Raw genomic sequence first — 25,274 nt, forward strand, 5'->3', positions numbered from 1 at the left:
CGGGCCGTTCAGCGGTACTTGGCGTCCGCGGCCTTGCGCTCGGCGATCTCCGCCTCGTAGCGGTCGCCCACCGCCAGCAGCATGTCCTTGGTGTAGTACAGGTCGCCGCGCTTCTCGCCGTGGTATTCCAGGATGTGGGTCTCGACGATGGAATCGACCGGGCAGCTTTCCTCGCAGAAGCCGCAGAAGATGCACTTGGTCAGGTCGATGTCGTAGCGCGTGGTGCGGCGCGTGCCGTCGGTGCGCTGGTCGCTCTCGATGGTGATGGCCAGCGCCGGGCACACGGCTTCGCACAGCTTGCAGGCGATGCAGCGCTCTTCGCCATTGGGGTAGCGGCGCAGCGCGTGCAGGCCGCGGAAGCGCGGGCTGAGCGGCGTCTTCTCTTCCGGGAACTGCACCGTGATCTTGCGGGCGAAGAAGTACTTGCCCGTGATGCGCAGGCCCTTGAACAGCTCCACCAGCAGGAAGCTGGAGAGGAAGTCCTTCAGCGAGAAGGCCGAGGGCTCGCGTTGGAGGGTTTGGGTGGACATCGCGTTATTTCCAGATGTTCCAGGGGGTCTGCATCCAGGCGCCCACCACGATCAGCCAGACCAGCGTGACCGGGATGAAGATCTTCCAGCCCAGGCGCATGATCTGGTCATAGCGGTAGCGCGGGAAGGTGGAGCGCACCCACAGGAACAGGGTGACCACCACGCCAGTCTTGGCGAACAGCCAGATCCAGCCGGGGATGAACGAGAGGAAGCCGAACGGGGGCAGCCAGCCGCCCAGGAACATGGTGACGGCCAGGATGGAGACCAGCCACATGTTGGCGTACTCAGCCAGGAAGAACATGGCGAAGCTCATGCCCGAGTACTCGATCATGTGGCCGGCGACGATCTCCGACTCGCCTTCCACCACGTCGAACGGGTGGCGGTTGGTTTCGGCCAGGCCCGAGATGAAGTAGACGGCGAAGATGGGCAGCAGCGGCAGCCAGTTCCACGACAGGAAGTTGATGCCGTTCGATGCGAAGTGGCCCTTGGCCTGCGACATCACCACGTCGGTCATGTTCAGGCTGCCGGTGACCATCAGCACCACCACCAGCGCGAAGCCCATGGCGATCTCGTAGCTGACCATCTGGGCCGACGCGCGAAGCGCGCCCAGGAAGGCGTACTTCGAGTTGGAGGCCCAGCCCGCGATGATGACGCCGTACACCTCCATCGAGGTGATGGCCATCAGGAACAGCAGGCCGGCGTTGATGTTGGACAGCGCGACGTCGGGGCCGAACGGGATGACTGCCCACGCGGCCAGCGCCGGCATGATGGTCATGATGGGGCCGAGCACGAACAGGCCCTTGTTGGCCACCGTCGGGAGGATGATCTCCTTGGTCAGCAGCTTCAGCGCGTCGGCGATGGGCGTCAGCAGGCCGAAGGGGCCGATGCGGTTGGGACCCGGGCGCAGCTGCGTGAAGCCGATGGCCTTGCGTTCCCACAGCGTGAGGTAGGCCACGGCGCCCATCAGGGGCGCGACCACCAGCACGATCTTGATCAGGGTCCACACCACCGGCCAGCCGGCGGCGGTCCACCACGGGGCGGCGATCAGCCCGTTGCCGAAGCCGTAGATCGTGTCGATCATGCCGGCACCTCCTCGCGGCGGGCCGCGCGCATGGCGCGCTGCGCCTCGGTCAGGCCGGCCTGGCCGTCAGCGGTGAGCTGCAGCGATTCGGCGCGGCGGACGATGGGGTCCAGCTGGTAGATGGCCGCGGCCGCCGGCGTGCCGGCACCGGCCGACAAGTCGATGGAGGCCGACGTGCGGTTGGACAGCTTGCCGCCCTGCACCATCGCCTGGTCCTTGCCGTCCGCGCCGCGCGCGGCGGCCAGCACCTCGTTGGACGACTCGAAGTCGAAGCCCTGCAGGCCCAGCAGGTTGCCCAGCACGCGCAGCACCTTCCACGCGGGACGGGTATCGCCCAGCGGCTTCACGACGGCGTGGAACGACTGCACGCGGCCTTCGGCGTTGACGAAGGTGCCGGGCGTTTCGGTCCAGGGCGCGATGGGCAGCAGCACGTCGCTGAACTCGAGGTTCGAGACGAACGGGCTGAGCGTGACCACCATGTCGGCCTTGCCCAGGGCTTCCTTCGCAGCGGCGCCTGCGGCGGAATCGAACTCGGGCTCGGTGTTCAGCAGGATGGCGGCCTTGAGCCCGCCGGACAGCATCTGCGCGGCGTTCAGGCCGTCCTGCCCCGGCAGCGCGTTCACCAGCTGCGCGCCGACCGTGTTGGCGGCTTCGGTGAGGAAGCCGACGGACGCGCCGGTGGCTTCGCCGATCCATTGCGCCAGCGCGAGCAGCGAAGCGGCATTGGCGTGGTGCGTGGCGGCGTTGCCCAGCAGGATGGCCTTGCGTTCGCCGGAAGCCAGCGAAGCGGCGATGGTCTTGGCGGCATCGGTGGCGTTGCCTTGCGCGGGCGCGGACTTGCCTTGCGCCTGCGCGACGGCGACGGCCACGTCGGCCAGCGCCTGAGCCCATTGGCCAGCGGGCACGGTGACCGACGAAGCGATGGGCATGGCCCAGTCGTGGTCCACGTCATGGATGCGCGACACCTGCGCACCCTTGCGCTGGGCCGCGCGCACGCGCAGAGCGAACAGCGGATGGTCCTTGCGCAGGTTGGAGCCGACGACCAGCACGCGCTGCAGCTCTGACAGCGAAGCGATGCTGGTACCCAGCCAGCGAACACCTTCCGAAGCGGTGAACTGGGCGTTGCGCAGGCGGTAATCGATGTTCTCGGAGCCCAGGCCGCGCACCAGCTGGCCGGCCAAGAACAGTTCCTCGACGGTCGAATGCGGGCTGGCCAGCAGGCCGATGGCGCCGGCGCCGTGGTCGCCCCTGATCTGCTTCAGGCCGTTGGCCACGTACTCCAGCGCGGTCTGCCAGTCGACCTGCTTCCACTCGCCGCCCTGCTTGAGCATGGGCGCGGTGAGACGCTGGTCGCTGTTGAGCGCCTCGTACGAGAAGCGGTCGCGGTCGGCCAGCCAGCACTCGTTGACGGCCTCGTTCTCCAGCGGCAGCACCCGCATCACGCGGTTGTTCTTCACCTGCACGATGAGGTTGGCGCCAGAAGCATCGTGCGGCGCGACCGACTTGCGGCGCGACAGCTCCCAGTTGCGGGCGGTGTAGCGGAAAGGCTTGCTGGTGAGCGCGCCCACCGGGCACAGGTCGATCATGTTGCCGGAGACTTCGGAATCGACCGTGTCGCCCAGCACCGTGGTGATCTCGGAATGCTCGCCGCGGTGGATCATGCCCAGCTCCATCACGCCGGCCACTTCCTGGCCGAAGCGCACGCAACGGGTGCAGTGGATGCAGCGGCTCATCTCCTCCATCGAGATGAGCGGGCCCACGTCCTTGTGCAGCACGACGCGCTTCTCTTCTTCATAGCGCGAAGAGGAGCCGCCGTAGCCCACGGCCAGGTCCTGCAGCTGGCATTCGCCGCCCTGGTCGCAGATGGGGCAGTCCAGCGGGTGGTTGATCAGCAGGAACTCCATCACCGACTGCTGGGCCTTGATGGCCTTGTCGCTGCGGGTGTGGACCACCATGCCGTTGGTCACCGGCGTGGCGCACGCCGGCATCGGCTTGGGCGCCTTCTCCACGTCCACCAGGCACATGCGGCAGTTGGCGGCGATGGAGAGCTTCTTGTGGTAGCAGAAATGCGGGATGTAGGTCCCCGCCTTCTCGGCCGCATGCATGACCATGCTGCCGTCGGCGATTTCGACCTTTTGTCCGTCGAGAGTGATTTCAGCCATAGGTGTTCTCAGGCCCTCGCGCCGGCAGGCACCGGCTGCGACGGGTCGGGCTGCGGATCGGTCCGCTTGATCTTGGCGGCGAACTCGTGCCGGAAGTGCTTGATCATGGCGCGCACCGGCATCGCCGCCGCGTCGCCGAGCGCGCAGATGGTGCGGCCCTGGATGTTGTCGGCCACCGAGTTCAGCAAGTCCAGGTCGGCCGGCTTGCCGTGGCCGTTGTGGATGCGGTCGACCACGCGCCACAGCCAGCCCGTGCCTTCACGGCAGGGCGTGCACTGGCCGCAGGACTCGTGCATGTAGAAGTACGACAGGCGCAGCAGGCTTTCCACCATGTCGCGCGTCTCGTCCATCACGATGACCGCGCCGGAGCCCAGCATGGAGCCCGCCTTGGCGATGGAGTCGTAGTCCATCGTGCAGTTCATCATGATGTCGGCGGGCAGCACCGGCGCGGAGGAACCGCCCGGGATCACCGCCTTCAGCTGGCGGCCACCGCGCACGCCACCGCACAGTTCCAGCAGCTTGCTGAAGGGCGTGCCCAGCGGAATCTCGTAGTTGCCGGGCAGCTCGACGTCGCCGGACACCGAGAAGATCTTGGTGCCGCCGTTGTTCGGCTTGCCGCATTCGAGGTAGGCCTGGCCGCCGTTGCGGATGATCCAGGGCACCGCCGCGAACGTCTCGGTGTTGTTGATCGTGGTGGGCTTGCCGTACAGGCCGAAGCTGGCCGGGAAAGGCGGCTTGAAGCGCGGCTGGCCCTTCTTGCCTTCCAGTGATTCCAGCAGCGCCGTCTCTTCGCCGCAGATGTACGCGCCGAAGCCGTGCGACGCGTGCAGCTGGAAGCTGAAGCTGCTGCCCAGGATGTTGTTGCCCAGGTAGCCGGCCGCGCGGGCTTCTTCCAGCGCCTCTTCGAAGCGTTCGTACACCTGGAAGATCTCGCCGTGGATGTAGTTGTAGCCCACGGTGATGCCCATGGCGTAGGCCGCGATGATCATGCCTTCGATGACCATGTGCGGGTTGTACGCCAGCAGGTCGCGGTCCTTGCAGGTGCCCGGCTCGCCCTCGTCGGAGTTGCACACCAGGTACTTCTGGCCGGGGAACTGGCGCGGCATGAAGGACCACTTCAGGCCGGTGGGAAAGCCCGCGCCGCCGCGACCACGCAGCGCCGATTCCTTCATCGTGGCGATCACCTGGTCCTGCGTGAGGCCTTCGCTGATGATCTTCTTCAGCGCGGCATAGCCTTCGCGCGCCTCGTAGTCCTTCAGGCGCCAGTTGGTGCCGTCCAGGTCCTTGTAGATCTGCGGGTTGATGTGGCGGCCGTGGAAGCAGGTCTGCACGCCGGTGGCGGCGAACTGCTGGAGCACTTGCTGGGCGTTCATCACTTGCCCTCCGAAGCCTTGAGGCCGTCCACCAGCTGGTCGAGCTTGTCGTTGCTCATGAAGCTGCACATGGTGCGGTCGTTCACCAGCATCACCGGCGAGTCGGCGCACGCGCCCAGGCACTCGCTCTGCTGCAGCGTGAACAGGCCGTCGGCCGTGGTCTCGCCCATGCGGATGCCCAGCTTCTTTTCCAGGTGGTGCAGCGCCTTGGCGCCGTCGCGCAGCTGGCAAGGCAGGTTGGTGCAGACGTTCAGCTTGAACTTGCCGACCGGCTGCTGGTTGTACATGTTGTAGAAGGTGGTGACCTCGTGCACCGCGATCGCGGGCATGCCCAGGTAGGCCGCCACTTCCTTCTCGGCGTCCTGGCTGACGAAGCCCTGCTCCTGCTGCACGATGGACAGGCACGCCATCACGGCCGACTGCTTCTGCTCGGCCGGGTACTTGGCCACTTCGCGGTCGAAGCGGGCGCGGTTGGAATCGTTGATGACGGTCATGCGTCTTACCGGTCGATTTCGCCGAACACGATGTCCATCGTGCCGATGATGGCCACGGCGTCGGCGATCATGTGGCCGCGGCCCATCTCGTCCAGCGCCGCCAGGTGCGGGAAGCCCGGCGCGCGGATCTTCAGGCGGTACGGCTTGTTGGCGCCGTCGCTCACGATGTAGATGCCGAACTCGCCCTTGGGGTGTTCCACCGCGGCGTAGGCCTCGCCTTCGGGCACGCGGAAGCCTTCGGAGAAGAGCTTGAAGTGGTGGATCAGCTCCTCCATGTTGCTCTTCATGCTCTCGCGGTCGGGCGGCGCCACCTTGTGGTTGTCGGTGATCACCGGGCCCGGGTTGGCGCGCAGCCACTGCACGCACTGCTGGATGATGCGGTTGGACTCGCGCATCTCCTGCACGCGCACCAGGTAGCGGTCGTAGCAGTCGCCTTCCTTGCCCAGCGGGATGTCGAAGTCCATCTTCCCGTAGACCTCGTACGGCTGTGTCTTGCGCAGGTCCCAGGCGATGCCGCTGCCGCGCAGCATGGGGCCGGTGAAGCCCAGGTTCAGCGCGCGCTCCGGCGTGACGACGCCGATGCCCACGGTGCGCTGCTTCCAGATGCGGTTGTCGGTCAGCAGCGTCTCGTACTCGTCGACGTAGCCGGGGAAGCGCTGGGTGAAGCTGTCGATGAAGTCCAGCAGCGTGCCCGAGCGGTCCTCGTTCATGCGCTTGATCTCGCGCTCGTTGCGGACCTTGCTGGCCTTGTACAGCGGCATGCTGTCGGGCAGGTCGCGGTACACGCCGCCCGGGCGGAAGTAAGCCGCATGCATGCGCGCGCCCGAGACCGCTTCGTACATGTCGAAGATGTCTTCCCGCTCGCGGAAGCAGTAGATCAGCATGTTCATCGCGCCGCAGTCCAGCCCGTGCGCGCCCAGCCACAGCAGGTGGTTGAGCAGGCGCGTGAGCTCGCTGAACATGACGCGGATGTACTGCGCGCGGACAGGCACCTCGATGCCCATCAGCTTCTCGATGGCCAGGCAGTAGGCATGCTCGTTGGACATCATCGACACGTAGTCGAGGCGGTCCATGTACGGCAGGTTCTGGATGAAGGTGCGCGTCTCGGCCAGCTTCTCGGTGGCGCGGTGCAGGAGGCCGATGTGCGGGTCGGCGCGCTGGATGACTTCGCCGTCCAGTTCCAGCACCAGGCGCAGCACGCCGTGCGCGGCCGGGTGCTGGGGGCCGAAGTTGAGCGTGTAGTTCTTGATTTCAGCCATGGTTGTCCATGCCGCGGCCGGGCTGGATGCCGCCGTAGTTGTCTTCGCGGATGATGCGCGGCGTGATCTCGCGCGGCTCGATGGTCACCGGCTGGTAGATGACGCGCTGGCGCTCGGGGTCGTAGCGCATTTCCACGTGGCCGGACACCGGGAAGTCCTTGCGGAACGGGTGGCCGATGAAGCCGTAGTCCGTCAGCAGGCGGCGCAGGTCGGGGTGGTTCAGGAAGATGATGCCGAACAGGTCGAAAGCCTCGCGCTCGAACCAGTTGGCGCTGTTCCACAGGCCGTTGAGCGATTCCACTTCGGGCAGTTCGTCGTCGGCCGCGAACACGCGCAGGCGCACGCGCTGGTTGAGGCTGACCGACAGCAGGTGCGACACCACGGCGTAGCGCGGGCCGTCCCAGCCGCCGTTGCGGTAGTCGGCGTAGTCCAGGCCGCACAGGTCCAGCAGTTGCTCGAACCTGCAGCGCGGATCGTCGCGCAGCATCTGCGCGGCCCGCAGGTAGTTGTCGGGCGTGACGGTGACGGTGACTTCGCCCAGGCGCAAGTCCACGCGCCTGGCCAGGTCGCCGAGGGCTTCGGTGATCGTCGCTTGCAGGGCCGCGGGATCGACCGCGAAATTGTTCGGTGCGGTCATGGATCAGGCGCGGGCGATGGTCTGGGTGCGGCGGATCTTCTGCTGCAGCTGGATGATCCCGTAGAGCAGCGCTTCGGCCGTGGGCGGGCAGCCCGGCACGTACACGTCCACCGGCACGATGCGGTCGCAGCCGCGCACCACCGAGTAGCTGTAGTGGTAGTAGCCGCCGCCGTTGGCGCAGGTGCCCATGGAGAGCACCCAGCGCGGCTCGGGCATCTGGTCGTACACCTTGCGCAGCGCGGGCGCCATCTTGTTGCACAGCGTGCCGGCCACGATCATCAGGTCGGACTGGCGGGGGCTGGGGCGGAACAGCATGCCGAAGCGGTCGATGTCGTAGCGGGCCGCGCCCGCATGCATCATCTCCACGGCGCAGCACGCCAGGCCGAACGTCATCGGCCAGAGCGAGCCGGTCTTGGCCCAGTTGATGACGCTGTCCACGGTCGTCGTCACGACGCCCTTGTCGAGGATGCCTTCGTTAGCCATGTGATCTTTGAGTCCCTGGTCGCGCGGCGGGTTCATTCCCAGTCCAGCGCGCCCTTCTTCCACTCGTAGGCGAAGCCCACCACGAGGATGCCGAGGAAAACCATCATCGCCCAGAAGCCCACCGCCCCGATCTCCTTGAGCGCGACGGCCCAGGGGAAGAGGAAGGCGATCTCCAGGTCGAACAGGATGAACAGGATGGCCACGAGGTAGTAGCGCACGTCGAACTTCATGCGCGCGTCCTCGAAGGCCTCGAAGCCGCATTCGTAGGGGGAGTTCTTGGCGGCGTCCGGCTTGTGGAAACCCGCCGCGCCGGCGAAGACCCAGCCCAGCACCTGCGGCAGCACCCCGACTGCGATGCCCACCAGGATGAAGAGGAGGACCGGGAGGTACTGTTCGAGTTGCATTGAGGGCTCTGGTCGGCGCATCAGGCCGCGGGATGGACCCGCGGCCTTCTTGTGTCTGGTGCCGTCGGCGAGACTCGAACTCGCACAGCTTTCGCCACTACCCCCTCAAGATAGCGTGTCTACCAATTTCACCACGACGGCCGTCTTTTGCTGCCCGGACAGGCATGAGGAGCTTGCTGGTACGCTGGCTTTCCGGGCAGCCTTGGAGTTTACTCCGAATCGCCTGCTGTTCGGCTGACAGCACGGCGGTACGCAGTCCTACTTGCTCGGGATCTGCGCGGCGCCCGAAGCGGGCGCGGCCGGCGCGGCGGGCACCGCCGCAGAGCTGGCCGCCGGAGCCGGCGCCGAAGTGCCGGGGATCTGGTTGGCGGGGCCCGAAGCGGCCGGTGCCGCGGGCGAAGTGGCCGGCACCGCGGCGCGGTCGAGCACGCTGCCCGAATCCGGCGTGCGGTACGCGCCGCCCAGGTAAGCCAGGCCCAGCGTGCAGACGAAGAACACGGTGGCCAGGACGGCCGTGGTGCGCGAGAGGAAGTTCGCGCTGCCGGTGGCGCCGAACAGGCTGCCGGAAGCGCCGCTGCCGAAGGCCGCGCCCATGTCGGCGCCCTTGCCGTGCTGCAGGAGGATGAGGCCGATCATGCCCAGCGCCGACAGGATCTGCACGGCCAGGACGATGGTGAGAAGCACGTTCATTGTTTTGTCACTCCGATGGGGTACGTGGGCGGGCCGTCAGCCGGCCGCCGCGATGATCTGCAGGAAGTCGGGCGCCTTCAGCGAGGCGCCGCCGATCAGCCCGCCGTCGATGTCCGGCTGCGCCAGCAGGCTGGCGGCATTGGCGGCGTTCATGCTGCCGCCGTAGAGGATCAGGACGCGATCCGGATGTTCCGTCGCCGCGTGCAGCTGCGCGCGCAGCACGGCATGCACCTGCTGCGCCTGTTCGGGCGTGGCGGTGCGGCCGGTGCCGATGGCCCACACGGGTTCGTACGCCACCACGATCTCGCTGATGCAGTGGCCGTTGGTGTGGATCACCGCGGCCAGCTGCCGCTTGACGACTTCTTCCGTGCGGCCGGCTTCGCGCTCTTCGAGCGTTTCGCCCACGCACACGATGGGCGTGATGCCGTGCGCGAGCGCGGCCTTCGCCTTGTCGGCCACCAGCTGGTCGCCCTCGCCGTGGTACTGGCGGCGCTCCGAGTGGCCGACGATGGCGTAGCGCACGCCGAATTCCTTCAGCATGGCGGCCGAGTGTTCGCCGGTGTAGGCGCCCTGCTCGTGCTTCGACACGTCCTGCGCGCCCAGTTCCAGCGGCGAGCCGTGGCGCAGCATCTGCACCTGCGCCAGGTAAGGCGCGGGCACGCAGAGGGCCACCTGGCACTTCGCGTCCTTCATGCCCGCCACCAGGGCGCGCACGAGCGCGTCGTTGGCGGCGACGTTGCCGTTCATCTTCCAGTTGCCGGCAACCAGCTTCTTCTTGTTCGTCATGTTCACCAGGTGAGGACGATCTTGCCGATGTGAAGGTTGGATTCCATCAGCGCGTGCGCCTCGGCGGCCTGCGCCGCGGCGAACGTCTTGTGGACCACGGGCTTCACGGTCTTCGCGGCCAGCAGCGGCCACACCTTCTCGCGCAGCCCCGCGGCGATGGCGGCCTTGAAGGCCACCGGCCGCGGCCGCAGCGTGGAGCCGGTGATGACCAGCCGGCGCCGCAGCACCAGGCCGGCGTTGAACTCCGCCTTGAGGCCGCCCTGCACCGCGATGATCACCAGCCGGCCTTCCTCGGCCAGGCATTCGACTTCGCGCGCGACGTACAAGCCCGCCACCATGTCCAGCACCACGTTCACGCCGGCGCCGCCGGTGAGCTTCTTCGCCTCTTCGGCGAAGTCCTGGGTGCGGTAGTTGATGGCGTGGTCGGCGCCCAGCTTCACGCAGGCGGCGCACTTCTCGTCGCTGCCCGCGGTGGCGATGACGGTCGAGCCCAGCGCCTTGGCCAGCTGGATGGCGGTGACGCCGATGCCGCTGGTGCCGCCCTGCACGAGCAGGCTTTCGCCGGGCTGCAGGCGAGCGCGGTCGAACACGTTGCTCCACACGGTGAAGAACGTCTCGGGCAGCGAGGCCGCCTCCACGTACGTCAGGCCCTGTGGCACCGGCAGCACCTGGCCCATGGGCGCCACGCACAGCTGCGCGTAGCCGCCGCCCGCGACGAGCGCGCAGACCGGCTGGCCGACCTTGAGGCCGGCCGCGGCCATGGCCTGCACGTCGCCGGCGACGATCTCGCCCGCGACTTCCAGGCCGGGGATGTCCGAAGCGCCGGGCGGCACCGGGTAGTTGCCGGTTCGCTGCAGCACGTCGGGGCGGTTCACGCCGCTGGCGGCCACGCGGATCAGCACTTCCCCGGCGCCGGGCTGCGGGTCGGGGCGCTGGCCGAGGCGCAGCACCTCGGGCGCACCGTACTGGGTGATCTCGACGGCTTTCATGGCATGGACTCCTGTCGGTCCTTGCACCTTGTCATGGCGGGCTTGACCCGCCATCCACCTCCGGTCCGTGGTTCATCGGCGCGCCGGGGGATGGATGCCGGGTCAAGCCCGGCATGACAAGCGCTTACTGCTGCGGGTTGTCCTGCGAGCCTTGCTGCGGCTGCGCTTCGCCCGCGGGCTGCTCGCCCGCTTCGGCGTTGCGATCGCCACGGTCACCGCGATCGCCGCGGTCGCCGCGGTCGCCGCGGTCGCCGCGATCACCACGGTACTCGCCGCGCGGCGGGCGGTCGCCACGCTCACGGCGTTCGCGCGGGGCCTGCTCGGGCATGCCCTCGGGGCGGTCCAGCAGCGCCTTCATGGACAGCTTCACGCGGCCCTTGTCGTCGGTCTCGAGGACCTTGACCTTCACGACCTGGCCTTCGCTCAGGTAGTCGGTGACCTTCTCCACGCGCTCGTGCGCGATCTGGCTGATGTGCAGCAGGCCGTCCTTGCCGGGCAGCAGGTTCACCAGCGCGCCGAAGTCCAGGATCTTGGTGATCGGGCCTTCGTAGACCTTGCCGATCTCCACTTCCGCGGTGATCTGCTCGATGCGCTTCTTCGCCTCTTCCGCCTTGGCGGCGTCGGTGGAGGCGATGGTGATGGTGCCGTCCTCGGCGATGTCGATCGTGGTGCCGGTCTCGTCGGTCAGCGCGCGGATGGTGGCGCCGCCCTTGCCGATCACGTCGCGGATCTTCTCCGGGTTGATCTTCATCGTGTACAGGCGCGGGGCGAAGGTGCTGACCTCGGTCTTGGCCGCGCCCATCGCTTCCTGCATCTTGCCCAGGATGTGCATGCGCGCTTCCTTGGCCTGCGCCAGGGCGACCTGCATGATTTCCTTGGTGATGCCCTGGATCTTGATGTCCATCTGCAGGGCGGTGATGCCGTTGGTCGTGCCGGCCACCTTGAAGTCCATGTCGCCCAGGTGGTCCTCGTCGCCCAGGATGTCGGTCAGCACCGCGAAGCGGTTGCCTTCCTTGATCAGGCCCATGGCGATGCCGGCCACGTGGGCCTTCATCGGCACGCCGGCGTCCATCATCGACAGGCAACCGCCGCAGACGGAAGCCATCGAGGAAGAACCGTTGGACTCGGTGATCTCCGACACCACGCGGATGGTGTAGGGGAACTCGTCCTTGCTCGGCAGGCACGCGACCAGCGCGCGCTTGGCCAGGCGGCCGTGGCCGACTTCGCGGCGCTTGGTGCTGCCCATGCGGCCCACTTCGCCGGTGGCGAAGGGAGGCATGTTGTAGTGGAACAGGAAGCGGTCCTCGAACTCGCCGGCCAGCGCGTCGATGCGCTGCGCGTCGCGCTCGGTGCCGAGGGTGGTGACCACCAGCGCCTGGGTCTCGCCGCGCGTGAACAGCGCGGAACCGTGGGTGCGCGGCAGCACGCCGTTGCGGATCTCGATGGGGCGCACGGTGCGCGTGTCGCGGCCGTCGATGCGCGGCTCGCCTTCCAGGATCTGGCCGCGCACGATCTTCGACTCGATGGCGAACAGCAGGTCGTTGACCTTGCCGGCGTCGAACGGCTCGCCGCCTTCCTTCAGCGCGGCCATCACGCCGGCATTGGCTTCGCGCAGGGCCTGGGTGCGGGCCTGCTTGCTGCGGATCTGGTAGACGGCGCGCAGCTTGTCTTCGGCCAGGCCCTTGACCTTGGCGACGAAAGCCTCGTCTTCCGCCGGGGCCTGCCAGTCCCATACCGGCTTGCCGGCCTCGCGCACCAGTTCATGGATGGCGTTGATGGCGATCTTGCCCTGCTCGTGGCCGAACACCACGGCGCCCAGCATCACCTCTTCGGGCAGCTGCTGCGCTTCGGATTCCACCATCAGCACGGCCGCCTCGGTGCCCGCCACCACCAGGTCCATCAGCGAGTCCTTGCGCTGGGTCTGGCCGGGGTTCAGCACGTACTCGCCGTTGATGTAGCCCACGCGCGCCGCGCCGATGGGGCCGGCGAACGGGATGCCGCTGATGGCCAGCGCCGCGCTGGTGCCGATCATGGCGGCGATGTCGGCATCGACCTCGGGGTTGAGCGACACGGTGTGGATCACCACGTGCACTTCGTTCAGGAAGCCTTCGGGGAACAGCGGGCGGATCGGGCGGTCGATCAGGCGGCTGGTCAGCGTCTCCAGCTCGGAAGGCTTGGCTTCGCGCTTGAAGAAGCTGCCGGGAATCTTGCCGGCGGCGTAGGTCTTCTCGATGTAGTCGACCGTCAGCGGGAAGAAGTCCTGGCCCGGCTTGGCGGACTTGGAGCCCACCACCGTGGCCAGCACGACGGTGTCGTCGATGTTCACCAGCACGGCGCCGGTGGCCTGGCGGGCGATCTCGCCGGTTTCCAGGGTGACCGTGTGCTGGCCCCACTGGAAGGTCTTGGTGATCTTGTTGAAGATGCTCATGTCTCGTTTTTCCTCTGGGTTGGAGGAGACGTTCGCCGGACACGATGCCATTCCATCAGCGGCCGGCGGGGCCGTTGGTGGAATGACACAGCGCGTATCCGTGAGGGTGTCTCCGATGTGCGAAGCGCCTGAGCCAGCTTGTTGCCAACCCAGGCGCCGTCGCGGTGCTCGTCGTGCGAGGCCTGCTTACTTGCGCAGGCCCAGCTTGCCGATCAGCGCCGTGTAGCGGTCGGCGTCGCTGGCCTTCAGGTAGGCCAGCAGGTTCTTGCGGCGGTTCACCATGCGCAGCAGGCCGCGGCGGCCGTGGTGGTCCTTGGCGTGCGTCTTGAAGTGCGGGGTGAGCTCGTTGATCCGGGCGGTCAGCAGGGCGACCTGGACTTCGGGGCTGCCGGTATCGTTGGTGCCACGCGCGTGCGCGGCGACGATCTCGGCCTTGTTGATGGCGGCCATCGTTTTTCCTTGAGTGGTTGGTTTGACTTGCGTTGGGGCTGGAAGGGCTCCAACGTGCGCTCTACGTCCTCTCGGATGCAGAACCGTGGAATTATAGCGAATCTGCGTCGTCCCCGCGAAGGCGGGGACCCATGACTTCCACTCGGGAGCCATGGATTCCCGCCTTCACGGGAATGGCGCGGGGATGGCGGCTCAGCGCTGCCGCGCCAGCCAGCCCTGCAGCCGCTCCACGCCCTGCCCCAGCCGCGCCATGTCCTTGGACGCGAAGCACCAGCGGAACCAGCCCTGGGCCTCGGGCGCGAAAGCGCTGCCCGGGGCGATGCCCAGGCCAGCCTCGGCCACCAGCCGCTTGGCCACCTCCAACGAGTCGCCGAAGCCGGCCATCCGGAAGAACGCGTACATGCCACCCGAGGGCATCGCCACCTCCACGCCCGGAAGCTTCTGCAGCCGCGGCACCAGCTCGTCGCGGCAGCGCTTGAGGTGCGCCACCACCCGCGGCGTGACCTCGTCCGTGCGCGCGATGGCGGCCATGGCCGCGCGCTGGGTGAACACGCTGGCGCAGGAGGTGTTGAACTCGATCAGCTTGCCCATGGGGTGCGTCATCGCCTCGGGCATCACCAGCCAGCCCAGCCGCCAGCCGGTCATCAGGAAGCTCTTGGAGAAGCTGTGCGTCACCACCAGCCGGTCGTCCGGCGTGGCGACGTCCAGGAAGCTGGGTGCCGCGCCGGTGTCCGTCGGCTCGAAATACAGCCGCTCGTACACCTCGTCCGCCAGGATCCAGGTGCCGGTCTTGCGGCAGTGTTCCAGGATGGCTTTCTGCTCTTCGCGGGTCAGCGTCCAGCCCGTCGGGTTGTTCGGCGCGTTGACGACCAGCAGCTTGGTGCCAGGCCGCACGGCGTCGAACAGCTGCGCCAGGTCGAGCTTCCACGCGCCGCCTTGCGGCTTCAGCGACACGCGGCGCAACTTGCCGCCCATGATCACCGGCTGTGCCGTGAGGTTGGGCCACACCGGCGTGACCGCCACGACGTCGTCGCCGGCATCCACCAGCATCTGCACCGCCAGCATCAGCGCGTTGACGCCACCGGAGGTGACGGCGATGCGCTTGTCGCTCACCGGCCCGTGCAGCTTCGACGTGTAGGCCGCGATGGCCTGGCGCAGTTCCGGCAGGCCCAGGTTGTGGGCGTAGAAAGTCTCGCCCGCGCGCAGCGACTCGATGGCCGCTTCACGGATGAAGTCCGGCGTGACCTCGTCGCTTTCGCCGAACCAGAACGCCAGCACGTCGCTGCGTCCCATGCCGGCATTGGCCACTTCACGGATCTTGGATTCTTCGAGGTTGAGGATGTCGGTGCGCATTGGGATTCGGAAGGGAATACGGGGTCCGCAGCGCAGAGATCGCAGAGTTAACGCAGAGGACGCAGAGGAAACTCAAGAAGGTCTGCTCTGCGTTCTCTGCGCTCGCTCTGCGTTCTCTGCGTTGCGGACCCCGAATTTTTTCACACTGCCGGCCGCACCATTTTGCAAGTGGTCGGCAGCTCGGCCTGCGAGAGCGCCAGCACGCGCACGACGCGGAAGCCGTAGCCCGAGCCTTCGACGTCGAACTTCACGCCCGGCGCGCCCTGGCGGTCCATCACGCCGACGACGAGGGTCTGCTGGAACTGGTGGTCGGCCGCGCGCATCGCGCCCGATTGCCCGGCCAGCGACACGCTCGCGCGTTCCAGCGCTTGCGCCACGGGCAGCACGGCGGCCGTGCCGGCCTGCTCGATGGACTGCGCCAGCGCCTCGATCATCAGCTGCATGCGCATGTGCACGTAGTCGTCCTGCGGCCGCGGGAAGCGCTGGCGGAACGCGGCGTAGAAGCGCTCGCTTTCCGCCGTCGGCACGTTGGGCAGCCAGTCGGCCACCGCCACCACGCGGCCCACGCCGGCTTCGCCGATGGCCGCCGGCGCGCCCAGCGCGTTGCCGTAGAAGGTGTAGAACTTGCCGTCGAAGCCCACCTCGCGCGCGGCCTTCACCAGCAGCGTGAGGTCGTTGCCCCAGTTGCCGGTGATCACCGCGTGCGCGCCGCTGGCCTTGATCTTGGCGGCGTACGGCAGAAAGTCCTTCACCCGGCCCAGCGGATGCAGCTCGTCACCCACGATCTGCACGTCCGGCCGCTGCTGAGCCAGCTGCCGCCGCGCCTCCTTCAGCACCGACTGGCCGAAGCTGTAGTCCTGCCCGATGAGGTAGCAGCTCTTCAGCGCGCGGTCCTCGCGCAGCACCTGCATCAGCGCCGCCAGCCGCATGTCGGCGTGCGCGTCGAAGCGGAAATGCCAGAAGCTGCAGCGCTCGTTGGTGAGCGCCGGGTCCACCGCCGAATAGTTGAGGTACAGCACGCGCCGCGAGGGATCGCGCTCGTTGTGCTTGCCCACCGCATCCACCAGCGCCGCGGCCACGGCCGAAGAGTTGCCCTGCAGCACGTACTGCGCGCCGTCGTCGATGGCCGACCGCAGCGCGGCGATCGATTCCTCCGCCTGGCCCTTGTTGTCGTACCGCTCCAGGGCCAGCGGGCGCGCGCCGCCGGGAAGCTTCACGCCGCCGCGCTGGTTGACGCGTTCGACCGCCCACAGCAGGTTGCGGAACACGGCTTCACCGGTGTTGGCGAACGCGCCGGACAGCGACTCGATCATCGCCAGCTTCACCGGCGCGCCGGGGGCCTGGGCCCGCGCGAAGGCGGGAAGAAATAGCGGCGCGGCCAGGGTTTTCAAGGCCCCGCGTCGATGGATTTTCATGCGCCTTTTCTCTTGAAATCGCGCCGCGCGTTCGCACGTTGGATGCAGGCGGCGCTTGGATGGTTTTGCGAGAGCCGCGGAGTTTAGGTTCAAAGGAGAGTCCCCATGTTTTTCGCCCCCGTCGTCCGCAGCCGCGCCACCGCGCCGGCCTTCCGCACCTTCGACCGCAGCTTCGAGCGCTTCGTCAACGACGCGTTCTACGGCTCCGGCTTTTCCGGCCTTCGCCTCGAGCAGGATGACAAGGCCTGGACCGTGACCCTCGACCTGCCCGGCGTGGCGCGCGAGGACCTGGCCATCGACATCGAAGGCGCCGTGGTGCGCATCGAGACCAAGGCCGAAGCCAAGCGCCCGTTCAAGGCCGCCTACGAGCTGCCGCAGGACATCGACGCCGAAGCCACCACGGCCACGCTGGAGAACGGCGTGCTGACGCTGACGCTCGCCAAGAAGCAGCCGGTGAGCAACGCGCGCTCGATCGAAGTGAAGTAAGCGCAGCCTCCTGGAGTGCGAACGCCCCGGGCCGGTCACACGGCTCGGGGCGTTCTTCTTTCGTCATTCCCGCCTTCGCGGGGATGGCGCGATCGGTGGCGGATCAGGGCGCGGCGCTCAATTCATCCAGCGGCCAGCGCGGCTTCACGTCGAACGCGTAGTCGCGGTTCGCTTCCTGCACGCCGGCGGCCAATCGCATCGCTGCCGCCATCGCGATCATCGCGCCGTTGTCGGTGCACAGGTCCAGCTCCGGGTAGTGCACGCGCACGCCGCGCTTGGCGCAGGCCGCGTTCAATTGCTCGCGCAGCAACTGGTTGGCACCGACGCCACCGGCGACGACGAGCCGCTTCAAACCGGTCTGCTTCAGCGCCGCGAGCGATTTCTTCAGCAACACCTCCACGATCGCCGCCTCCGTCGACGCGGCCAGGTCCGCCTTGCGCGGCTCCAGCTGGTCGCCCAGCTTGCGCGCCTGCGTCAGCACCGCCGTCTTCAGCCCGGCGAACGAGAAGTCCAGGTCGCCGCTGTGCAGCAACGGCCGCGGCAGCGCGAAAGCCTTCGCGTCGCCCTGTTGCGCCAGTTTCGACAGCGCCGGCCCCCCCGGGTAGCCCAGGCCCATCAGCTTGGCGCTCTTGTCGAAAGCCTCGCCCGCCGCATCGTCGATGGTTTCGCCCAGAAGTTCGTAATCGCCCACGCCTTCCACGCGCATCAGCTGCGTGTGGCCGCCCGACACGAGCAGCGCGACGAACGGGAATTGCGGCGGATCGGCGCCCAGGAACGGCGACAGCAGGTGGCCTTCGAGGTGGTGCACGCCCAGTACCGGCTTGCCCAGCGACGCGCCCAGCGCGCATGCCACGCCCGCGCCCACCAAGAGCGCGCCGGCCAAGCCGGGGCCGCGCGTATAGGCGACGGTTTCGATCTCGGGCAGCGAGCGCCCCGCCTGCCGCAGCACTTCGTGCGTCAGCGGCAAAACGCGGCGGATGTGGTCGCGGCTGGCCAGTTCCGGCACCACACCGCCGTAGGCCTCGTGCATGCGCACCTGGCTGTGCAATGCATGGCCCAGCAGTTTCGGTACGCCCGGCCCGCCCGCGTCGACAAGCGCGACACCGGTTTCGTCGCAGGAGGATTCGATGCCCAGCACCAGCATGGCGAAAGTGTAAGCGGCACGCCTCTTGCTGCTGGGCCGGGAACATGAAATCCGGCTCCGACTTCCTGCTGGCCGCGCGCCTGTGCGAGATCGCCGATCTCGAGCAGCTGGCCCGCACCGCGGACCTGGTCGCGATCATCGCGCGCTTCATCCACGCGCTTCAGCGTGAGCGCGGCATCTCCAACATCTACCTCGGCTCGCTGGGAAGCCGTTACGCGTCCGAACGGCAGCGGCAGGTCGCCGAGTGCGCCGCGGCCGAAGGCGAAATGCGGTCGCACCTGGCGACGCTGGACACCGAGTCCACCCATGCCCGCAACGGCGCACGCCTCTTCAGCCGGGTGGCGGTGGTGCTGCACGCGCTGGACGGCCTGCCCCTGCTGCGCGAGCGCATCCGGCTGCAGGCGCTGACGGCCGGCGAAGCCACGGCGGCTTTCGTCAAGCTGGTCTCCGGGCTGCTGTCGGTGGTGTTCGAAGCCGCCGACACCGCGACGGACCCCGAGGTGTCGCGGGCGCTGGTGGCGATGTTCAACTTCATGCAGGGCAAGGAGTTCGCCGGCCAGGAACGTGCGCTGGGCGCGCGAGTGTTCGCCGCGGGTTACGTCGACCTGGCTGGCCAGCAGCACTGGCGCCACCTGGTCGAATCGCAGCAAGGCTGCTTCCAGGTGTTCGCCGATTTCTCGTCCGCCGACGTGCGCCTGGCCGACCAGGCCGTCCAGGACGCCGCGGTGCTGGGCGAAGTGGAGCGCCTGCGGCGCCTGGGCTGCACGGTGGGCGGCGAACTGGACCCCAACCTCAGCCACGACTGGTACCGCTGCTGCACCCGCCGCATCGACTCGATGAAAACCGTGGAGGACCTGCTGGAGCGCAACCTCGCGCAGCTTTGCCGCCGGCGCATCGACCAGGCGCGAACGGAGCTTCAGGACCAGCGCGCCACCCTCGACGCACTGGCACGCCCCGCCCTTGCATCAGGCGTCCCGCATCCCAGCTTCGGGCCGCACCTGGAACGCTCGCTGTTCGCGATGGTGCAGGAGCAGTCGCGCCGCCTGCAGGCCATGGCCGGCGAACTGGACGCCGTGCGCGCCACGCTCAACGAGCGCAAGGTGGTCGAGCGCGCCAAGGGCCTGCTGATGGCGCACCGGCACATGAGCGAGGACGACGCGTACAAGGCGCTGCGGCAGATGGCGATGAACCAGGGCAAGCGGCTCGTGGACGTCGCCCAGGCCGTGCTGTCGCTGGCGGACGTGCTGCCCGCTGCGCAGCGCTGACATGTCCGCGGGACGGCGCACGAAAAGCGTGCGCGGCGCCCCCGAACGACGCACGGGCAGGCTTCATTCGGCATATAGCCGGGCGTGCTAAGCGCTTTGGGACAATCGCAGCGTGGGCATCAGCCAGTACCTCAAGGAGATCGGCCGCGGCAAGCAGGGCGCGCGGCCGCTCGACCGTGCGCAGGCCAAGGACCTGTTCGGCCAGGTGCTGGACGGCACCGTGACCGACCTGGAGATCGGCGCCTTCTGCATCGCCATGCGCATCAAGGGCGAGACGCCGGAAGAGATGGCCGGCTTCCTCGACGCGACGTACGAGCGCTTGCACTCGGTCCCGGCTTCGGGACGGCCCGCGGTCGTGCTGCCGAGCTACAACGGTGCGCGCCGCCTGCCGGTGCTGACGCCGCTGCTCGCGTTGCTGCTGGCCAGGCGCGGCCTGCCGGTGCTGGTGCACGGCACGGCCACCGAAAGCAGCCGCGTCTTCATCACCGAAGTGCTGGGCGAGGCCGGCATCGAAGTGCTGGCCGCCCCGCGCGCCATCGCGCCCGGTGAAACGGCGTACGCGCCCACCGAACTGCTGCACGCGGGCCTGAAGCGCCTGCTGGACGTGCGCCGCTCCGTGGGCCTGCGCAATTCCGCGCACAGCCTGGTGAAGCTGATGAACCCCGTCGCGGGTCCGGCCGTCATCGTCAGCAGCTACACGCACCCCGAGTACGCCGTGTCCATGGGCGCGGTGTTCGAGCTGATGGGCAGCACGGCCTTGTTGCTGCGCGGCACCGAGGGCGAAGTGGTGGCCGACGCGCGCCGCCTGCCGCAGATGGAAGGCTTCGCCGCGGGCCGCCGCATCCCGCTGGAAGACGGCCGCCGCGGCACGCTGAAAGACCTGCCCGGCTGGCCCGAAGGCACCGACCCCGCGCGCACGGCCGCGTACATCCGCGAAGTGCTCGAAGACAGGCAGCCGCTGCCGGAGTCGATCGCGCTGCAGGTGGAACACATCTTGCGTCTCGCCTCGCAAGCGCCAACAACGGGGAGCACGACATGAACCGGCACGACACGACAGGCAAGGTGACGCTGGTGGGCGCAGGCCCGGGCGACCCGGAACTGCTGACCCTCAAGGCGGTGAAGGCGCTCCAGGCCGCCACCGTGGTGCTGGTGGACGACCTGGTCAGCCCGGACATCGTGGCGCTCGCGCGCGAAGGCGCGCGCATCGTGCACGTTGGCAAGCGAGGCGGCTGCAAGAGCACGCCACAGGCTTTCATCGAACGGCTGATGGTGATGGCCGCGCGCGAAGGCGAGAACGTGGTGCGCCTGAAGGGCGGCGACCCGTTCATCTTCGGCCGCGGCGGCGAAGAGGTGGAGCACCTGCGCGAAGCCGGCGTGCAGGTCGAGGTGGTGAACGGCATCACCTCGGGCCTGGCCGCCGCTACTTCGCTGGGCGTGCCCCTCACCCACCGCGAGCACGCGCAGGGCGTGGTGTTCGTCACCGGCCATGCGCAGAAAGGCGGCGAGCCGCCCGACTGGCGCGCGCTGGCGCAGGCGGCGCACGACCTGCGCCTGACCCTGGTCATCTACATGGGCGTGAGCGGCGCGGCCCAGATCCAGCAGCAGCTGCTCACCGGCCTGGCGGCAGACACGCCCGTCGCCGTGATCCAGCGCGCCACCCTGCCCGACCAGCGCCATGCCGTCACCACGCTCAGCGGCCTGGCGGACACCATCGAATCCGAGCAACTGGCCAGCCCCTCCGTCATCGTCGTCGGCGACGTGGTGCGCGGCGTGGCGGCCGTGTCTTCCCAAGCCTCAGGCCGCGCTCGCGCGGCCTGAGGCATTCCTCGCGCACAATGCGCGCCCATGCCCGCCGGTGACACCCAGACTTTCGATGCCATCGTGATCGGTGCCGGCGCCGCCGGCCTGTTCTGCGCGGGGGTCGCCGGCCAGCTGGGCGTGAAGGTGCTGCTGGTGGACCACGCCGACAAGGTCGGCGAGAAGATCCGCATCTCCGGTGGCGGACGCTGCAACTTCACCAACCGCGACCTCGACCCGCGCCAGCCGCACCGCCACTTCCTGGGCGGCAATCCGCACTTCTGCCGCAGCGCGCTGTCGCGCTACACGGCCGCCGACTTCATCGCGCTGGTGCAGCGGCACGGCATCCCTTTCCACGAGAAGCACAAGGGCCAGCTGTTCGGCGACCGCAGCTCGGAAGACTTCATCCGCCTGCTGCAGGCCGAGTGCGGCGCAGGCGGCGTGCAGCATTGGCAGCCTTGCCGCGTGCAGGCGGTGCGGCACGGCGCGCAAGGCTACGAGGTGGACACCGACCGGGGTACGGTCACGGCGCCGCACGTTGTGGTGGCCACCGGCGGCCTCTCCATCCCGAAGATCGGCGCGAGCGATTTCGGCCACCGGCTCGCGCAGCAGTTCGGCTTGCGCGTCGTGGAACCGCGGCCCGCGCTGGTGCCGCTGACGTTCGATGGCGAGCAATGGACGCCGTTCGCGCAGCTGGCCGGCCTGGCGCTGCCGGTGCGCATCGCCACGGGTTCGAAGCCTTCGACGGGCCCAGGCCGATCGGGTGAGATGGCTTTCGACGAAGACCTGCTCTTCACGCACCGCGGCCTGTCGGGTCCGGCGGTGCTGCAGATCTCCAGCTACTGGCAGCCGGGCACGCCGCTGCGGGTGGACCTGGCGCCGGGCCAGGACGTGCCCGCGGCGCTGGCCGATGCCAAGCGCCGTTCGCGCAAGCTGCTGGCGAACGAGCTGGCGGCGTTCGTGCCTTCGCGGCTGGCCGAAGCCTGGTCGCAGCGCGATGCGGCGTGGCAGCGTCCCGTGAACGAGGCATCGGACAAGGCCCTGGCCGCACTGGCGCAGGCGCTGTCGAACTGGGAGCTGGTGCCCACCGGCACCGAGGGCTACAAGAAGGCGGAAGTCACGGCGGGCGGCGTGGACACGCGCGAGCTGTCGTCGCAGACCATGGAGTCTTCGCGCCAGCCCGGCCTGTACTTCATCGGCGAGGTGGCCGACGTCACCGGCTGGCTGGGCGGCTACAACTTCCAGTGGGCCTGGTCCAGCGCGTGGGCCTGCGCGCAGGCGCTGGCCGCCGCGAAAAGCTAGGCGTCGCCCAGCAGCCTTTCCAGCGTCTCCAGCAGCTGGTCGATGGGCACCGGCTTGACCAGGTGCTCGTCGAAACCCGCGCCCTGAGCGCGTTCGCGGTCCTGGTCCTGGCCGTAGCCGGTCAGCGCCACCAGCTTCAGGTCCTGCCCTTCCGGCCGCGCACGGATCATCCCCGCCAGCTCGTAGCCGTCGACCTGCGGCAGGCCGATGTCCAGCAGCGCCAGCCTGGGACGGAACGACTCCAGTTCGCGCAAGGCCGACGGCGCATCGGCCGCGGTGCGCGTTTCGTAGCCTTCCACCTCCAGCAGCTCGGCCAGCGTCAGGGCCGCGTCGCGGTTGTCGTCCACCACCAGGATGCGCGCGGCCGTGCGCCCCTGCGGCGCCGCCGTGGTCGGCTCAGGCTCCGAGGCCGGCGCCGGCGCGGCGGCGGGCAGGCGCACGCTGAACGTGGCGCCACGGCCCTCGCCTTCGCTGGCCGCCTGCACCGTGCCGCCGTGCAGCTCCACCAGGCTGCGCACGATGGGCAGCCCCAGGCCCAGGCCACCCGCTTCGCGGTTGCTGGCCTGGCGGCCCTGCACGAACAGCTCGAACACGCGCGGCAGCAGCTCGGGCGCGATGCCGCAGCCGGTGTCGGTCACCCGCAGCTCGTACTCGGCCCCGACGGCGCGCACGCCCAGCGTCACGCGCCCGTCGGCGGGCGTGAACTTGGCGCTGTTCACCAGCAGGTTGCCCAGCACCTGCGACAGCCGGATGAAATCACCCTGGACCATGGCAGGCTCGGTAGGCAATTCCAGTGCCACGGGGTGGCGATGCTTCCCGTACAGCGGCCGGGTCAGCTCGATGGCGTTGGCGGCCACGGCCTGCAGCTCGACCGGTTCGCGCCGCAGCTGCACCTTGCCCTGCGTGATGCGCGAAACGTCCAGCAGGTCGTCGATCAGGCGGGTGAGGTGGCGCACCTGGCGGCCGATGACCGCGCGTTCCTGCACCGCCACGTCGGGCACGCGGCGCGCCATCAGCTCCAGCGCGGTGCCGATGGGCGCCAGCGGGTTGCGCAGCTCGTGGCCCAGCACGGCCAGGAATTCGTCCTTGATGCGGTTGGCTTTCTCGGCCTGCCGGCGCGCGGCCTCGGCTTCGGCGAACAGGCGGGCGTTGTCCAGGGCCACGGCCGCGCGGCGCGACAGTTCCAGCACCAGCGCGCGGTCGTCGTGGCTGAGCACCCGGCCCGATTCGGCCTGCAGCACGGCCATCGCGCCGATGGTGCGGCCGCGCGCGATGAGCGGCAGGGCGAAATAGGAGCGCATGCCGAAGGTGCGCGTGTACTCGGTGGTGGCGGGGTCGGTGGGCTCGCCGATCTGGGAGAAGTCGCCATGGTGCGTCTGGCCGGTGCGCATCAGCCATGCCATGCCGCCCAGGGTCTCGGGCTGGGCGTGCAGCCGCCGCGCCATCTCCAGCGCGACGCGCGAGCGCTCCGGGTCGCTGTGATAGGCCAGCTTGCGCTGCAGGACGCCGGCCTCGTCCAGCAGGTCGATGCGGCACCAGTCGGCCACGCCGGGCACCAGGGTGCGGGCGATGGCCTGCAGTGTCTCGTCGGGGTCCAGGGACCGGGCCAGGCTGTCACCGGCCGACACCAGCATTTCCATGCGCCGGCGGGCAGCGGCGGCCTCCTCGGCCAGCAGGCGAGCCTTTTCGGCCAGCAGGTGCCGCTCGTCCTGGGGCGGCGGCGTGCCGCCAGTGGGGGGAAAAGCGCTTTCCACTTCGGAATTCTGGCCGAATCCCCTTCCCGACGAGCCAGTCCGGGGATCAAGGTTGCCCCCTCCACCGGGGCAGCTATAATCTCTGGCTTTGCCGGCAAACCCCGACGGCCACGATCGACATCAGTCGGGAACCCCAGCTGCAGGCCCTCGATCTTCCTGCGGCACCCAAGTCAGAGATTCATGACGACCATTCGTGTTAAGGAAAACGAGCCCTTCGACGTGGCCCTGCGCCGCTTCAAGCGCACCATCGAGAAGCTGGGCCTGCTGACGGAACTGCGCGCCCGCGAGTTCTACGAAAAGCCCACCGCCGAGCGCAAGCGCAAGAAGGCGGCCGCCGTGAAGCGCCACTACAAGCGCGTTCGCAGCATGCAGCTGCCCAAGAAGCTGTACTGATCCCGTGGCGCCGCGCTGAGCGGCCGCCCGCCAGCCTGCCCCGGGGACGCTCGCGGCAGGCTTTTTCTTTTTCCGATCCACTTTTTTCCGGAGTTCGACCATGTCCCTCAAAGAACGCATCACCGAAGACATGAAGGCCGCCATGCGCGCCAAGGAAACCGAGCGCCTGGGCACCATCCGCCTGCTCACGGCCGCGATGAAGCAGAAGGAAGTGGACGAGCGGGTCGAGCTGGACGACGCCGCCGTCGTGGGCATCGTGGACAAGCTGATCAAGCAGCGCAAGGACAGCATCGACGCCTTCACCAAGGCCGGCCGCCAGGACCTGGCCGACAAGGAAGCCGCCGAAGTCACCGTGCTGCAGGCCTACCTGCCCGCGCGCCTGTCGCAGGACGAGATCGCCGCCGAGGTGAAAGCCATCGTCGCCGAGCTGGGCGCCAAGGGCCCCGGCGACATGGGCAAGGTCATGGGCGCCGTGAAGCAGCGCCTGGCGGGCAAGGCCGAGATGGGCCAGGTGTCCGCTGCCGTGAAGGCCGCGCTGGCGGGTTGATCAATACGGGGTCCGCAACGCAGAGAGCGCAGAGCTAGCGCAGAGAACGCAG

The 25,274-nt window shown here is 68.5% G+C and carries 25 protein-coding genes and 1 tRNA gene; 7 read left to right on the plus strand and 19 right to left on the minus strand.

From position 1 onward, the window contains the following. Positions 1–8: 8 nt before the first annotated feature. From nuoI to EZ216_RS06830, 17 genes are all read right to left on the minus strand, one after another. Entirely contained in the window at positions 9–530 is a 522-nt protein-coding gene (nuoI, locus tag EZ216_RS06750) for an NADH-quinone oxidoreductase subunit NuoI (protein WP_135248923.1), read from the minus strand. A 4-nt stretch (positions 531–534) separates the two neighbouring features. Then, positions 535–1,611 carry an NADH-quinone oxidoreductase subunit NuoH gene (gene nuoH / locus EZ216_RS06755; protein WP_135248924.1) on the minus strand — a complete coding sequence of 359 codons (1,077 nt, stop codon included), beginning with the start codon at positions 1,609–1,611 and terminating at the stop codon, positions 535–537. Beyond that, positions 1,608–3,773, minus strand: a complete 2,166-nt coding sequence (gene nuoG, locus EZ216_RS06760) for an NADH-quinone oxidoreductase subunit NuoG (protein WP_135248925.1) — start codon at positions 3,771–3,773, stop codon at positions 1,608–1,610. The genes nuoH and nuoG overlap by 4 nt, the downstream gene beginning before the upstream one ends. Before the next feature lie 8 nt (positions 3,774–3,781). Further along, positions 3,782–5,146 carry an NADH-quinone oxidoreductase subunit NuoF gene (gene nuoF, locus EZ216_RS06765; RefSeq protein ID WP_205959623.1) on the minus strand — a complete coding sequence of 455 codons (1,365 nt, stop codon included), beginning with the start codon at positions 5,144–5,146 and terminating at the stop codon, positions 3,782–3,784. Continuing rightward, the gene (gene nuoE / locus EZ216_RS06770) at positions 5,146–5,640 is read right to left on the minus strand and encodes an NADH-quinone oxidoreductase subunit NuoE (RefSeq protein ID WP_135248927.1); all 495 of its coding nucleotides are present in this window, start codon (positions 5,638–5,640) and stop codon (positions 5,146–5,148) included. The genes nuoF and nuoE overlap by 1 nt, the downstream gene beginning before the upstream one ends. Positions 5,641–5,645: 5 nt before the next feature. Next, complete coding sequence (locus EZ216_RS06775; protein ID WP_135248928.1) at positions 5,646–6,899, minus strand: NADH-quinone oxidoreductase subunit D; 1,254 nt, start codon at positions 6,897–6,899, stop codon at positions 5,646–5,648. Beyond that, complete coding sequence (locus EZ216_RS06780) at positions 6,892–7,536, minus strand: NADH-quinone oxidoreductase subunit C (RefSeq protein WP_135248929.1); 645 nt, start codon at positions 7,534–7,536, stop codon at positions 6,892–6,894. The genes EZ216_RS06775 and EZ216_RS06780 overlap by 8 nt, the downstream gene beginning before the upstream one ends. 3 nt (positions 7,537–7,539) lie before the next feature. Next, positions 7,540–8,019 carry a NuoB/complex I 20 kDa subunit family protein gene (locus tag EZ216_RS06785; protein WP_027102937.1) on the minus strand — a complete coding sequence of 160 codons (480 nt, stop codon included), beginning with the start codon at positions 8,017–8,019 and terminating at the stop codon, positions 7,540–7,542. Positions 8,020–8,051: 32 nt separating this feature from the next. Further along, positions 8,052–8,423: an NADH-quinone oxidoreductase subunit A gene (locus tag EZ216_RS06790; protein ID WP_135248930.1), complete on the minus strand. Its 372-nt coding sequence runs from the start codon at positions 8,421–8,423 to the stop codon at positions 8,052–8,054. A gap of 56 nt (positions 8,424–8,479) precedes the next feature. Beyond that, a tRNA-Leu gene (locus tag EZ216_RS06795) sits at positions 8,480–8,564 on the minus strand. Between the two features lie 117 nt (positions 8,565–8,681). Continuing rightward, positions 8,682–9,113 carry a preprotein translocase subunit SecG gene (gene secG / locus EZ216_RS06800; RefSeq protein WP_135248931.1) on the minus strand — a complete coding sequence of 144 codons (432 nt, stop codon included), beginning with the start codon at positions 9,111–9,113 and terminating at the stop codon, positions 8,682–8,684. Positions 9,114–9,149: 36 nt separating this feature from the next. Next, a complete protein-coding gene (gene tpiA / locus EZ216_RS06805; RefSeq protein WP_135248932.1) occupies positions 9,150–9,899 on the minus strand; it encodes a triose-phosphate isomerase in 750 nt (249 codons plus the stop codon). A gap of 2 nt (positions 9,900–9,901) precedes the next feature. Further along, entirely contained in the window at positions 9,902–10,888 is a 987-nt protein-coding gene (locus EZ216_RS06810) for an NAD(P)H-quinone oxidoreductase (protein WP_135248933.1), read from the minus strand. 124 nt (positions 10,889–11,012) lie between these two features. Beyond that, a complete protein-coding gene (gene pnp, locus EZ216_RS06815) occupies positions 11,013–13,316 on the minus strand; it encodes a polyribonucleotide nucleotidyltransferase (RefSeq protein WP_135248934.1) in 2,304 nt (767 codons plus the stop codon). A 186-nt stretch (positions 13,317–13,502) separates the two neighbouring features. Continuing rightward, entirely contained in the window at positions 13,503–13,766 is a 264-nt protein-coding gene (gene rpsO / locus EZ216_RS06820; RefSeq protein WP_135248935.1) for a 30S ribosomal protein S15, read from the minus strand. Between the two features lie 192 nt (positions 13,767–13,958). Continuing rightward, positions 13,959–15,119 carry a pyridoxal phosphate-dependent aminotransferase gene (locus EZ216_RS06825; protein WP_135248936.1) on the minus strand — a complete coding sequence of 387 codons (1,161 nt, stop codon included), beginning with the start codon at positions 15,117–15,119 and terminating at the stop codon, positions 13,959–13,961. Positions 15,120–15,259: 140 nt separating this feature from the next. Then, positions 15,260–16,534, minus strand: a complete 1,275-nt coding sequence (locus EZ216_RS06830) for a branched-chain amino acid ABC transporter substrate-binding protein (protein ID WP_135248937.1) — start codon at positions 16,532–16,534, stop codon at positions 15,260–15,262. 105 nt (positions 16,535–16,639) lie between these two features. Between EZ216_RS06830 and EZ216_RS06835 the strand changes: the two genes are divergently transcribed. Next, positions 16,640–17,020 carry an Hsp20 family protein gene (locus EZ216_RS06835; protein WP_135248938.1) on the plus strand — a complete coding sequence of 127 codons (381 nt, stop codon included), beginning with the start codon at positions 16,640–16,642 and terminating at the stop codon, positions 17,018–17,020. Positions 17,021–17,123: 103 nt separating this feature from the next. Here the strand turns inward: EZ216_RS06835 and tsaD are convergent, their stop codons facing one another. Then, complete coding sequence (tsaD, locus tag EZ216_RS06840; RefSeq protein ID WP_135248939.1) at positions 17,124–18,164, minus strand: tRNA (adenosine(37)-N6)-threonylcarbamoyltransferase complex transferase subunit TsaD; 1,041 nt, start codon at positions 18,162–18,164, stop codon at positions 17,124–17,126. Positions 18,165–18,208: 44 nt separating this feature from the next. On the opposite strand from tsaD, the gene EZ216_RS06845 reads away from it, so the two are divergent. From EZ216_RS06845 to EZ216_RS06860, 4 genes are all read left to right on the plus strand, one after another. Beyond that, positions 18,209–19,429 carry a nitrate regulatory protein gene (locus tag EZ216_RS06845; protein WP_135248940.1) on the plus strand — a complete coding sequence of 407 codons (1,221 nt, stop codon included), beginning with the start codon at positions 18,209–18,211 and terminating at the stop codon, positions 19,427–19,429. Positions 19,430–19,541: 112 nt separating this feature from the next. Further along, complete coding sequence (gene ybiB, locus EZ216_RS06850) at positions 19,542–20,468, plus strand: DNA-binding protein YbiB (protein ID WP_135248941.1); 927 nt, start codon at positions 19,542–19,544, stop codon at positions 20,466–20,468. Next, positions 20,465–21,247 carry a uroporphyrinogen-III C-methyltransferase gene (gene cobA, locus EZ216_RS06855; RefSeq protein WP_135248942.1) on the plus strand — a complete coding sequence of 261 codons (783 nt, stop codon included), beginning with the start codon at positions 20,465–20,467 and terminating at the stop codon, positions 21,245–21,247. The genes ybiB and cobA overlap by 4 nt, the downstream gene beginning before the upstream one ends. 27 nt (positions 21,248–21,274) lie before the next feature. After that, positions 21,275–22,528 (plus strand): BaiN/RdsA family NAD(P)/FAD-dependent oxidoreductase, encoded by a 1,254-nt coding sequence (locus EZ216_RS06860; RefSeq protein ID WP_135248943.1) that lies wholly within the window; start codon positions 21,275–21,277, stop codon positions 22,526–22,528. Here EZ216_RS06860 and EZ216_RS06865 read toward each other — a convergent pair. Further along, a complete protein-coding gene (locus tag EZ216_RS06865; RefSeq protein WP_135248944.1) occupies positions 22,525–24,282 on the minus strand; it encodes a GAF domain-containing hybrid sensor histidine kinase/response regulator in 1,758 nt (585 codons plus the stop codon). The genes EZ216_RS06860 and EZ216_RS06865 overlap by 4 nt on opposite strands. Before the next feature lie 180 nt (positions 24,283–24,462). Between EZ216_RS06865 and rpsU the strand changes: the two genes are divergently transcribed. Both rpsU and EZ216_RS06875 read left to right on the plus strand, forming a co-directional pair. Then, entirely contained in the window at positions 24,463–24,675 is a 213-nt protein-coding gene (gene rpsU, locus EZ216_RS06870) for a 30S ribosomal protein S21 (protein WP_012346814.1), read from the plus strand. Positions 24,676–24,775: 100 nt separating this feature from the next. Beyond that, on the plus strand, positions 24,776–25,222 hold the full coding sequence (locus EZ216_RS06875) for a GatB/YqeY domain-containing protein (protein ID WP_135248945.1): 447 nt from the start codon (positions 24,776–24,778) through the stop codon (positions 25,220–25,222). Positions 25,223–25,274 lie beyond the last annotated feature (52 nt).

This window comes from Ramlibacter humi (assembly GCF_004681975.1).
Lineage (GTDB): Bacteria > Pseudomonadota > Gammaproteobacteria > Burkholderiales > Burkholderiaceae_C > Ramlibacter > Ramlibacter humi.